The 12,091-nt window shown below is 47.1% G+C and carries 9 protein-coding genes; 2 read left to right on the top strand and 7 right to left on the bottom strand.

Annotation, left to right across the window (positions count from 1 at the left end; translation table 11 throughout):
* Positions 1-93 precede the first annotated feature (93 nt).
* The 7 genes from FC61_RS09150 to FC61_RS09120 all read right to left on the bottom strand — a co-directional run bounded on the left by FC61_RS09150 (position 94) and on the right by FC61_RS09120 (position 8,461).
* Positions 94-555: a MarR family winged helix-turn-helix transcriptional regulator gene (locus FC61_RS09150; RefSeq protein ID WP_225353918.1), complete on the bottom strand. Its 462-nt coding sequence runs from the start codon at positions 553-555 to the stop codon at positions 94-96.
* A 229-nt stretch (positions 556-784) separates the two neighbouring features.
* Entirely contained in the window at positions 785-2,422 is a 1,638-nt protein-coding gene (locus FC61_RS09145) for an alpha-glucosidase (RefSeq protein ID WP_021742508.1), read from the bottom strand.
* 245 nt (positions 2,423-2,667) lie between these two features.
* A complete protein-coding gene (locus tag FC61_RS09140; RefSeq protein WP_021742507.1) occupies positions 2,668-3,327 on the bottom strand; it encodes an ABC transporter ATP-binding protein in 660 nt (219 codons plus the stop codon).
* Between the two features lie 12 nt (positions 3,328-3,339).
* On the bottom strand, positions 3,340-4,815 hold the full coding sequence (locus tag FC61_RS09135) for an ABC transporter permease (RefSeq protein WP_035464960.1): 1,476 nt from the start codon (positions 4,813-4,815) through the stop codon (positions 3,340-3,342).
* Between the two features lie 168 nt (positions 4,816-4,983).
* Positions 4,984-6,156, bottom strand: coding sequence for an AI-2E family transporter (locus FC61_RS09130; protein ID WP_011667100.1), 1,173 nt, complete (start codon positions 6,154-6,156; stop codon positions 4,984-4,986).
* A 301-nt stretch (positions 6,157-6,457) separates the two neighbouring features.
* The gene (locus FC61_RS09125; protein WP_021742504.1) at positions 6,458-7,099 is read right to left on the bottom strand and encodes a hypothetical protein; all 642 of its coding nucleotides are present in this window, start codon (positions 7,097-7,099) and stop codon (positions 6,458-6,460) included.
* Positions 7,100-7,111: 12 nt separating this feature from the next.
* Complete coding sequence (locus FC61_RS09120) at positions 7,112-8,461, bottom strand: GH25 family lysozyme (RefSeq protein ID WP_021742503.1); 1,350 nt, start codon at positions 8,459-8,461, stop codon at positions 7,112-7,114.
* Between the two features lie 485 nt (positions 8,462-8,946).
* On the opposite strand from FC61_RS09120, the gene FC61_RS09115 reads away from it, so the two are divergent.
* Positions 8,947-9,966 (top strand): glycosyltransferase family 2 protein, encoded by a 1,020-nt coding sequence (locus FC61_RS09115; RefSeq protein ID WP_035464959.1) that lies wholly within the window; start codon positions 8,947-8,949, stop codon positions 9,964-9,966.
* 11 nt (positions 9,967-9,977) lie between these two features.
* On the top strand, positions 9,978-12,026 hold the full coding sequence (locus FC61_RS09110) for a hypothetical protein (protein WP_021742501.1): 2,049 nt from the start codon (positions 9,978-9,980) through the stop codon (positions 12,024-12,026).
* Positions 12,027-12,091: the final 65 nt, after the last annotated feature.

Here is a 12,091-nt window from a genome sequence, read left to right as displayed (position 1 = left end):
GGAACGCATATTCTCACACTCTATTTATTTTGGCGGCAAAATCAAAAAGAGGTGTCCCCATAGGCACACCTCTTTCCTGTCTATTCTCAATTGTTAATCGGCCTCAGTATCATCTTTGGTGGTCAACGCAGCTAACATCTGTGTCAATTCACCTACTGTGATAGACTCATGATCAGTAGCTAATTGTGCTGTACTCATCACTCGTGCGGCTTTTTCTAACGCCTCATGACAATCAATTTCTAATTGTTTGCCACTTGTCGTTAATGATAACGGCCGAACTCGCCGATCCGTACTCTTGTAACTCTGTTCCACATATCCGCGCCGAATCAGCTGAGAAATTCCCCGTGACACTGCTGCTCGAGAAATTCCACGACTATCTGCAACCGTTGCGGACGTTAATTTACCGGGATTTTCCAAGATGTTGTGGAGAATTGCATATTGATCCACTGAAATTCCCATTGTCCGTTGAAAACGAGTTGCTGCCTTTTCTAATTCACGCTTAAGTTCCATAAAGGACTCAAAAAAGCTCTCCGCATGTACGTCCCTACTCTTCATTCTCATCATATCCTTATCATTTACTAACCGGCAAGATAATTAACACGTTTAGCAATATGCAAAATCGTTGACCCCGTAGAAATATCTATACATTTAATAATAATGAAGAACCGTATAAAATGCAAGCCAAAACGTTCATTTAAGAAAAGTTTACGGTATAAAAAGGGGGAGAGAAAATTTCTCACCCCGTAGACATTTCAGGCCAACGATGAATAGCCCCGATTTCAGCCTATTCTAATCGTCGCCAATGATATAATCGGGCCTCCCAAGGCTGAATTTGCATGTCATCAGAAGCCGCATCAACTGGTAGATTAGTTAAAATCAATTCACTAGTTGTCAGATCAAAATTTTGCGTCGTCGCTGGTTGATCACTCATGTTGACCACGACTAACCAGTTATCTCCGTTTAGGGTACGCCGATAGACATACAGCTGATTATCTCCTGTATCTATCAGTTCATATCGTCCTGATCGCAGTGCTGGTACGGATTTTTTTATCCGAATGAGCTGCTGATAGAATGGAAGTACCGCATGTGGATCGTGACTTTCACGCTCAACATTAATTTGCGCTACACCAGGGGCCATCTGGAGCCAGGGCTCATGATCGGAAAAGCCGCCATACTGCTGATGTGTCCACGGCATTGGCGTCCGCGCGTTATCCCGGCTCCGCAATGCCAATTGTGAAAGAATCTGTGGCTCAGCCACACCGGCAGCACGTTGTCGCTGATAATAACGCCGGCTATCTAAATCACGATAATCCGCAATTTTGGTAAAGCCAGCATTAGGTAAGCCTAATTCCTGACCTTGGTAAATGAACGGTGTCCCTTTCATCAATAGGTACAACATTCCCAACGCTTTAGCCGATCGGCGTCGATACTCACCTTGATCGTTACCATAATAAGAAACGGCCCGCGGGAGATCATGATTTTCAATAAACAGTGTATTCCACCCGGTTCCTTCGAGACTTTGCTGCCACCTAGATAAAGTCGCCCGTAGCGCCGCAACTGGGAGCTTAGGCGTGGCCTGTTCCCAGAAATGGACATGGTCAAATTCTAACAGCAAGTCAAAAAAACCGGTTGCCGGATCTAGCCAGCGTTGTGCGGTACTGGGGTCAATCCCCCCGGCCTCACCAATGGTCAATAAGTGATTTTTCACCAATACGGGTTTTAAATCCGCTAGTAACGTGACCGTATCCGCCACATCTTCGTAATACGCGGTAGCTGGCGTCACATCAGCAAAATCCGTGCGCTTCTTAAGATGTGTAACACCAGCGAAACGAAACCCATCAACACCACGATCAGCCCACCACTGTATAATCTGTACCATTTCATGACGAACGGCTGGGTTTCGCCAATTTAAGTCAGGCTGTTCAGCCGCAAAGGTGTGGAGATAAGCGGCCTGTTGATCAGCCACATAAGTCCACGCCGAATCGCCAAAAACAGATTGCCAATTGTTTGGCTGGACGGTCGCGGTCGCCGGTTGCCATAGATAGTAATCACGATAGGGACCCTGCGGATCGGCTAAAGCCGCTTGGAACCACGGATGTTGATCTGAGGTATGATTCAACGCCAGATCAATGACCACCTTAATCCCCGCCTCGTGAAAGGCTGTCACTAACCGATCAAAGTCCGCTAGTGTTCCATATTGGGATGCCACATCGCGGTAATTCGTAACGTCATATCCACTATCCACATTTCCAGAGGGGTAAAACGCTGACAGCCAGACGAAATCAATTCCGAGTGACTGTAAATAATCAATTTTAGTTAAAATCCCTGGCAGATCGCCCACACCGTCGTGGTTACTGTCAAAAAAGCTCCGTGGATAAATTTGGTATCCAACTGCGTGTTGCCACCACTGTGTGTCCGCCATGATTGTCGTCCTTTCATCTCAAATCGCAACCGGTTGTCCTAGCGGTTTTACGCGATTGTATTCGCATACAATTGTAACAAGTTTTTAGGCGTTTGTCGGCTGATTTCCCAAAAAATCTAGTTTCCACCTGAAAAAGCGCCGCAAAGTCCTAATAGAAGACAAAACCATAAGCGACTCGCAGCCCGACATCACAAAAGGGTTAGTCCCCTCAGAGCTGAAGGAGACTAACCCTTTTTATCGATAAACTAAGCCAATTGCGTAAACTGCTTATTTTCCAAACGGAATTGGTGATCACATTGATCGGCCACATCTGGTTCGTGGGTTACAATAATCACACACTTTTGCTGTTCATGGGCAATCTTTTGAAATTGGGCAATCACGTCTCTGGTATTGTCTTCGTCTAGGTTTCCAGTTGGCTCGTCAGCAACCACCAACTGGGCGTCACATGCCATGGTGCGAGCAATTGCGACCCGTTGCTGTTGCCCACCGGAAAGGTGTTGCACGTTACGCAAGGCTAACTCTTCACTAATACCGAAGTCATTTAAAATTTGCTTTGCGTAAACCTTGTCACCGGCATGTTTAGCGCCTGTAATCGCCATCGCCGTCATTAAATTATTTAACGGTGACATGTAGGTAAAGAGGTTATAGGCTTGAAAGACAATCGAAACATCTTTCCGCCGATAGTTAGTCAGGCCAATCTTTTTTAAAGACCGATCTCCTAACAAGATGTCCCCTTCCTTGGGTTTATCCAGTCCGGCAATCAACGACAGAAACGTTGTTTTCCCGGTTCCGGAATGACCAAGAATGGCGTAGGACTGCCCGATATCAAACTCTAAGTTAATGTCTTGAAATAACGGTTGGTCTTTATCCTGATACCAATAGCCTAGACCTTCAGTTTTTAACATGTGCGTGCCTCCTTAAGAAATAAGTACCTTCTTTGGTTCTAGCCGTAAAATACCACCCGAAGCGATCATAATTGACAGGAATGTAATGGCTAAGCCAAAACCTCCCAGTTCGGCCAAATCAACCGCACTGACACTGATATTGAGATCTGCATCGGCCTGCTTCGTGGCGCTGCTAGATTGTCCCACGTTACCTGGGCCGCCGTTGCCACCCTTCATGCCACTACCGCTTCCGCCAGGTTGACCGCCACCGCCGGGTTGTCCCGTCGAACTGCTGGTTGACGTCTGCGTCGTCGTGGTACTTTGCGAAACCAGTTGCGACCCTAATTGATCACCGACAAGCTTCCCACCGGCGCCCGCAATCGCGACGGCAATCACAATCACCATCAGCATTTCCGTAAAGAATTGGGCGATAATCTTCCAGCGCGCTTCTCCAAGAGACAGCAACACTCCGATTTCAAATCGACGTTCTCGGATCATCAAGATGACAATCAAGGCCAAGATAATCGTTCCAGCAATCGCGACTAACCAAACAATCTTATTGGCAAAGCTTTCCACGTTATCCATTGAGGCCTTGACTGTTTGATAGCTAGAGTCATCCGTACTTAGGGCATACTTACTGGTATTAATTAGCTTTTTGCCAGCTGTTTTCACACTGCTGACTTTCGCTGGATTCTTCACATTAAAGGTCACAGAATCCGCCGTCCCAGCGTACTTATTACCTTTGAAAGTATTGGCCAACGTGTAAGAGGTGTACATCGTATTTGACGTATCCGTACTCATTGGACTGCTACTAGAACTAGTAGCGCTTGCTTTATAAATACCGACAATCTTCAATTTCACTTTAGACTTGCTACCCGTAGTTTTCTTAACGGTTATCGTATCACCAACGGATAAGTCATTTTGACTCGCTAATTCCTTTTCAATCACTACATGATTCGTGTCCTTATCGGCGGTGGTAATCCCACGACCCTTGGTAATCTTACTTTGGCTATCACTAAAGTCGCTAGTTAGGCTCGTTGCCGTGACCCCATCGATCTGGGTATCACCTGAACTGGTCGAGGATTTCATGCCACCACCAGGACCGCCACTGCTACTGTTGCCACCCATCCCACTACTGGTCGACACCGTATCATAGGATGAGGCGTTAACTGAGGTACTACTCGTAACGTTGTAACTACTGATATTGCTGAGCTTGGCAATCTTTGTCGCATCGCTCAACTTCACCGGCGTCAACGTTAACTTTGGCCGACTAGACTTGCTACTCGAACTACTGCTTTGCATCTTCTTAAATGCCGCCTGTCGATTGGCTGACAGCGTCACCGTTGCCCCAACCTCTTCCTTGGCTTGATTGGTAGCCTTAACCGCTGCACTACGAATCAGTAGACCGGCCAAGACAAACATTAGGATGGCCGATGAGACCAAAATCAACAGAATTGATCGGCCTTTCTTCGCCCATACATTTAACCAGGCCCGTTTGAAAAAATTCATTAGGGTCGCCTCCATTTCATAACATGTAAACGATTATGCCAAACCCGGCTTGTCGTAAACTTAAAGTTCATCATTTCAGACCACTTGTCTTTTTCTCCATCAACGTAAAAAATGGCGCCGCCCAAAGGGTAGCGCCATTTTAAATTTTTGAACTCGCTTAATAAACCGTTAAGGCTGAGACAACTTATCCGGCGGTAAAACATCCGGATACAGTGCCGAATATTCTTGGTACCACTGAAAAGCGGTTGTTGCTAAGACCTTAAGAACAGCAAAGCCGGGTACACCGAAAATAACCCCGACTAACCCGAACATCTTGCCCCCAGCCAGCAGGACAAAAACAATGGTAATCGGGTGCATCGCCAGACTATTTCCCATAATCAGCGGTGACAAGACCTGTGTTTCTAAGACCCATTCAATCAGATAAACAATCACAACGCCCAACAACATCGATGGACTGGTCACAACCCCCATGATTAATGCTGGGACTAAGGCGATCGCCGAACCAAAGTACGGAATCAAATTCAATGGTCCCGCTAGCAAACCAATTAACAGCGCATACCGTAGGCCAATAATTGAGTAACCAGTTGTGAAGATAATCAACACACATAAGGCAACCGTTAATTGACCACGCACATAGGAACTCACCTTCACATTCATCTGGTCTAACATGACCACGAATCGACTGCGATAGGCGGTTGGTACGACTTGACTGATGTAATGTGGAAACCGCGTTCCATCCTTTAACATGAAGAACAAGACTAGCGGGGCCGTGATAATCGTAATAATCCAGTCACTAACTGTGGTGACCACATTACCCAGTGAACTCAACGTTCCCGTTAGCAAGTTTAACCCCCGTTTAGAGAAATACGTTGACACACGCTCATTAATATCCGCCAAATTCTTGTTCGATAGCCAGTGATGCTGCTGATTCAAGTGATTCAAGTTATGCAGCATATCATTGGCAAACTGCGGTAACGCTGAAATGATCCCAGTCGTCTGCTTGGTTAGAAAGGGAATCAGATTGAGAAAAATAATGACAATAATTGCCGCGGTTGCGATCATTGCGATCGCAATGGCGAGGCCCTGTCGTAAATGTAACCGCCGTTCCATCAAGTGTACCAAAGGATCCAATACATAGAAGAGAATACCGGCCACCACGACAGCCGGCATGGCGATCCCAATAAATTGCCAGACCGGGGCTAAAAGCCACGCATTTTGCATTAGTTCGTTTAACACTAACAATAACAGAAAAATATTTAATAGCAGAATCGTAATGTGGTTATTCAAAAACCGTTGATAGAACCAGGAAAAGCCTGATTCTGGTTGACGCAAGTTCTTCACAGCGACGCCTCCCAATTGATCACTTTCTCCTCTTGATAAGTATCGGTTTTCCAACACGACTCAAGAATTAGTCACTAAGTCTTAGTTTACGGCTCCCAACTGTTTCTGACTAGGGGGGATTACAAAAAAGAGTGGGACAACTGACGACTAGCTGGTACCCGTTTCGACGTCAGCTAGTCAGAAACGCACAAAGAGCCTGAGACTTTTGTCCCAGACTCAGCCTTGCCGCCAAAAAGTGACCAGCAAATAATCACGAACACCTATTTCAGTTAAGTCGCCTAGCTTAACTGCATTCTCTCAACTAGTCATCCGCATTCTGTGCAACCTTAACGGTGGCCGCAGCCGTCGTACCACTGACCTGATAGACCTGTTTGCCCTGTTGCCACGTCACTGAATTCGTCTGATCGTCGTCATCTTGACTGTAAACCGTAATCGCGCCAGTTTTAGCCTGACTCGGTAAGCTCGCACGCGTCAATTGACGATTGACTTGCTTGGCAAATTGCGCCGGGGTGCCAGTCGTATCCGCGTTACTCGTAACCGCCGTGACTGACCAATCACCCTTGTTCCAGTGCACGTAGGTGTGGCCCATGGTACCCTGAACAACTGCGGTGGTCGCACTATTCAATTTAACCGTAGCACCATTTGTGTGACCAACGTTGGCCACCTGACTAGCGGCGGTACTAGTTGACCCATACGTTTTCTTTTGAAACGTTGCTGATTGATCACGGGGTCCTGTATAGGCCACGCGATAATTCTGCTGATTACCGCTGGCACGTGTCGCCGTCAATTTAGTGCCAGCGGCCGTCGCGGTGGTCGGTGCAGCCGTCTGCCCAACTGAGCTGACATCGTTAGCCGCATGAATCTGTAAGATTGTCCCCGATCCCAATGTTAACACCGCTAGAGCGGCAGTCACTGCCGTCACGATTTTTGTTTTTCGTTGCATGGTTTAACCTCCCTATTCGGTAACATAGCTTTGCAAAGCCGTAACATATTTGCCATTACTCAAGACAAAGTAGCGAGACCCTGTCGATCGTTTCTTAACGGCCGTAACTGTCAATTTGGTTCCCTTAGTCACCGCCGAGGCCCGATTGGCTTGCTTGAATGTTGATTTGCTATATTCATACACCTTTTTCTTGGTTGTAATGGTCTTCGCCGAGCCTAGAGATTCATAGTAAGCATGATTCGAGTACTGCGTGTTAGCAGAAATATACCCCTTACTGGTCTTGATACGATAAGATTTACCGCTTGGCGCCTTAACGACCGTTCCTGCCACAGTGGTGCCTGAAGCATAGCTACTTCCTGTTTTCTTCGTCAATGCTGCGTTCGAGTAAATATTTAATTTTTGACGTAGCGTATATGAGCCGTGCTGACCAACCCAAAAGCCGGTCGCATCCTGTGACAAAACCCATTTGCCCAGTGAACTGATATACAATGCCTGCTTTGATTTAGATTGGGTCAAACTCTTCACTTTGGAAATGGCATAAAATTTCTGCCGATCCGCAGTCGAGATTGCTGTACCATCCACATATTTAGTTGCCCCTTTATGTAGGTAGATGTGTTGTCCAGCCTTATAACTACTATATGCGTAAGTGACGTGTGATAATGCCGTTGTCACACTGTCCGTCCACCAAGAAATAGGATGAACTGACGTCACTGCTTGACTATTATCCGTATACTCACCTAATGCTGATAGATAGTTATTATCTGTATATTGCCAAAGCGCATAGGAAATGGTGGGCGTCGTAGAATAGTTCGCAATCCACTGCGCATCAAAGTTCTGGCGCGCCGTATTGGCATAACTTGTCGCAAATGATTGGTAGGAATAGAAGATTAACTTCTTACTCGTTAAAGCACTCATTTCCTCATACCACGCCTTAACAGCGGCGTTAGTGGTCCCTGAAGTGACGTCATTTTCTTCAAAATCCAGAACGTAGAATTGCGCATTTTTATTAGACCGATTGTAAAAGTCTTTGGCCTCCGCCTTAGCGCTGGCGGCACTCGTGAAGCGTGCATAGTCATATTCACCAAACGGAATCCCATATTTCACGTAAAGCGCCGTATTATTAGTCGCATATAAATCTTGGTACGACGATCCGTACTGCCGCCGGTTAATCACAAAAGAAACTTGACTCTTCAAGTTGGCTACCTGACTTGACGTTAACTTACCTTGCCATTCAGAAATATCTGGAATGGCAAGGGTGCTTGCATGGACCACTGACTGGCTACCCCACGCAAGACCGATAAGCGCACTTGCGGCAACCACTGCTTGGGTTAATCGTTTGGCCCACTGTTGTTGATGCAACATCTGTTTGGCACTTCCTCTTCGTAAATTGATGATCCCCTACTCACTTGCGATGCCCTGATTAGCCCCAGCACCGGTCTCATCCTCCGGTTTGATTCACCTCGCTTCATAAACCTTCCTTACCATAGCCCTTTTAAGTGTGCATTCAGTAACAAGGCGATTGCAGTTCAGTTACCGGATTTTACAGTTATATTTATAATGGAATGCCTGTTAAATCAACAATAACTAACATCTTACGGCGGTCTAAAAGTTCATCAGCTAGTCCCTTTGGCCTTGTGATACAGGTGACCCATTTCATTGATGAGAATTGCTCAAACCGACTAATAACTGGATCTTAATGACATAAAAAGAGCCGTTAGATCAAGCAAAGTTAATCTCCCGAAAGAATCCCTTAAGTTTGATACATGATTTATGCACATCTGTTAGATCGGCCTATGATAATAGTTAGGGGAATTTCAGGATGCTCTACTTATGGGGAGGTCGTTATCATGAAAAACAATCAACTACCACGGCTCACAATCGTTGTGCCGTGCTACAACGAAGAACCGGTGTTGCCTAATAGCGCGCCTATCTTGCAAACATTACTTCAACACCTAATCGACAATCAGCAAATCGCCACTGACAGTAAACTTCTATTTGTGGACGATGGTAGTCAAGACCAGACCTGGGCACTCATCACCCAGCTCCACCACCAAGATCCGCTCTTTACCGGATTACAGTTCAGTCGCAATTATGGTCAGGAGGCAGCGCTGATGGCCGGCATGCAAGTCGCCAATCAGTATTCAGATCTCATTATCACTATTGATGCTGATCTTCAAGATGACCCAACCATTATTCCAGCCATGATTGCCCAAGCGCAAGACGGTTATGACATCGTCTACGGCGTCCGCAATGACCGCTCCACGGATACTTGGTTCAAACGAACCACTGCCCAAAGCTTCTACTGGTTAATGGGAAAACTAGGGGTGAACTTGATTCCCAACCATTCTGACTTTCGGTTGTTGACTCATCGCGTCGTCACCGAGCTCATGCGTTGCCAAGAAAGTCGGCCCTTTATTCGGGGGCTCATCCCGCAATTAGGCTTTCCTGCCACGAAGTTATTTTACAAACGCCAACCTCGTCAAGCTGGTGTCTCTAAATATCCCTTGCGTAAGATGCTTCGTTTTGCGTTAGATGGCATTCTTTCATTTTCAATTGCGCCCATTCGCGCGGTACTATACGTTGGTTTGACCATTTGTGGCGGATCACTGTTCGTGTTACTCTGGTTCTTGATCAGTCACCTTTATGGGACAGTTGTAACCGGGTGGTCATCCATTATGGCCTCACTCTGGCTTCTGGGAGGGTTCCAGCTGGTTGCGATCAGCATGATCGGTGAATATATTGGTCGCACGTTTACGGAAGTTAAACACCGACCGCGGTTCATCATCCAGACGGATACCTACTCACCGGCATTTACCTCATCGCATTCAGATAAGATAAGTCCAAGTGAAGACCACCACATTTATTAAGGAGTCTATTCATGAAAATTCGACACACATTAACGGTTGGCTTAGGGGGGCTGATTAGCCTTGGGTTACTGCTAACTTGGTTACTAGCCTTATTTCCAGTCACCATTCGCGTAGATCATGATTGGTTGAAACCGCTCGCATTAATCATCGCCAGTGGCCTGTATTTAGGGGGCATCGGATTGTTATTTCGCTACCTTCATCGCTTACCAAAACGGTTTGACTGGTGGGTAACCGGCGGGCTGTGGGTGCTATTGTTGCTCATTCAACTATGGGTGGCCACCGCATGGGTGGCCGCTCCCCGAGCTGATCTGTACTTTGTTCACCAACAGGCCTTGAATTTGCTACAGGGTAACCATCACTGGGCAGCCTACTTCTATACGTACCCCAACAATGTCACCTTTACGCTCCTATTAAGTACCCTCATGCATCTCGGAACTGGCGTAACCCTTAATCTGATTCAGTTTATCTGGTTGGACTGTGGTCTAGTCGCTGTGTGGCACGTCTTGCGCCAACATAATCCTGCCCGCGCCAATCTCTTCTTAAGTCTCGTCATCACGGCCGTTCCACTCTATGCATATGCGCTCAATACCTACAGTGATGTCTACGTCTTGCCTTTAATCATGCTTGCCGTCGTGACATTTTATCGGCTTCAGCAAGCTGAAACCTGGCAACAAATCGTGGGCCGTAGTCTGTTACTCAGTCTCTTTTTAGTCGCCGCCTACTTGTTAAAAGCTAATCTGGTCGTCCTATTGATTGCCACCTTGCTTACCCTGTGGCTCCGACCAAATCAGGCGCCTCATCAAAGCGTCACCCGGTGCCTATTCACCCTCATCTTGCTAGCAACTTTAATTGCCGGCAACGGACTAAGTCACAATTGGCAGCGGGCCAACGGTTATCGCCTTAACCCTGACCAGGCCTTACCGGCACTTAGCTGGGTCGCCATGAGCTGGAATCCCGACTATTCGGGGCAATACAATCGGCCAGATGTCACGCACATTCGCCAACAGCCAACACAATCTGCCAAACGAGCGTGGGCTAAAACCACCCTAACGCACCGGCTGGACACGTTAGGGCCAGCTGGCATTAGCGGCCACCTCTATCAAAAGGCACGGCTCTTTTTGGCCAATGGGACCTTCGATAGTTTTCAAGTTAATCCCGCCTTTGATCGGGCGCCTAACTGGTATCGCCAGCACCGGGCCACCAGCGATTGGTTTCTTGCCAGCTGGTGTCAAATCACCTATCTAACCCTCCTCTTGGTCAACCTAGGCTGGGGAATTCAGCAGCTTCGACGGCGTCATTTAACCGCTACCTATCTATTGGGGGGCTTAACTTTCATTGGCTTAGCCTGCTTTCACATTATCTTCTGGGAGGCTGAAGAACGCTATGCACTCCCGCTACTCCCCTTGCTACTCGCTGGTACGGCCGCCGGTTATCGTCAACCGGTAAATGTCTTGCGTTATTCATTACGATCACGCTGGTTACCCCTAGGTGTTGGTGCTGCCTTCACGGTGCTCTTAGGCATTGCAGCGTGGCAAAACGCCGGTTTGATGGTGCATTCTAACAGCGAACCGGTCAGTGTCGTTAGTCAAAATGAGGGACGGTATTACCAAAATCACCGATTGACGGTTGCCCCCCATCACACACTGACACAACCCTTTACTGCCAGTCTTCCTTTCGATCAAATCATCATTAATCAGGGGCAGCGACGACTGACGGGCCAGTTAATCTTACGTGATGCTCACGGTAAAGTGGTCTGGCAATCGCGGGGACAACGACCACGTTTAACTTGGAACTTCCCACCCCAAATGGCGGGACATTACACGCTAAGTGTGACTAATCGTGGCACCCAACCACTAAAACTCGTCACCGCGCCAGCAACCTATCGTTTATTACCCCAAGCAATCATCGGCCACGCCAATCAGTATCTTCAGTTCCGTGTTCAACAACAAAGCGTGGCCCCCGTCTTATCAAATGGTAAATTCTGGTTGTTATTCGGTGGTATGTGGCTCAGTGGCCTGCTGATTGTCGATCGTTTCTACTGGTATCGACGTCAAATTTAAAATTTTTAACTAAATGACTTGCCTTAAAGCCACTCGAAGGTACTAGACTAGTTACTAGTGAGCGA

Origin of the sequence: Levilactobacillus brevis ATCC 14869 = DSM 20054, assembly GCF_001433855.1 — a bacterium.
Classification (GTDB): Bacteria; Bacillota; Bacilli; order Lactobacillales; family Lactobacillaceae; genus Levilactobacillus; species Levilactobacillus brevis.
Note: the sequence above shows the minus strand (reverse complement) of the source record. Positions and strands in the feature narration are given on the sequence as shown.

Excerpts from the sequence above, each read along its gene's own strand:
- FC61_RS09115 (WP_035464959.1), top strand. The coding sequence starts at position 8,947 with ATGAAAAACAATCAACTACCACGGCTCACAATCGTTGTGCCGTGCTAC.
- FC61_RS09145 (WP_021742508.1), bottom strand. The coding sequence starts at position 2,422 with ATGGCGGACACACAGTGGTGGCAACACGCAGTTGGATACCAAATTTAT.
- FC61_RS09110 (WP_021742501.1), top strand. The coding sequence starts at position 9,978 with ATGAAAATTCGACACACATTAACGGTTGGCTTAGGGGGGCTGATTAGC.
- FC61_RS09150 (WP_225353918.1), bottom strand. The coding sequence starts at position 555 with ATGAAGAGTAGGGACGTACATGCGGAGAGCTTTTTTGAGTCCTTTATG.
- FC61_RS09135 (WP_035464960.1), bottom strand. The coding sequence starts at position 4,815 with ATGAATTTTTTCAAACGGGCCTGGTTAAATGTATGGGCGAAGAAAGGC.
- FC61_RS09125 (WP_021742504.1), bottom strand. The coding sequence starts at position 7,099 with ATGCAACGAAAAACAAAAATCGTGACGGCAGTGACTGCCGCTCTAGCG.
- FC61_RS09140 (WP_021742507.1), bottom strand. The coding sequence starts at position 3,327 with ATGTTAAAAACTGAAGGTCTAGGCTATTGGTATCAGGATAAAGACCAA.
- FC61_RS09120 (WP_021742503.1), bottom strand. The coding sequence starts at position 8,461 with ATGTTGCATCAACAACAGTGGGCCAAACGATTAACCCAAGCAGTGGTT.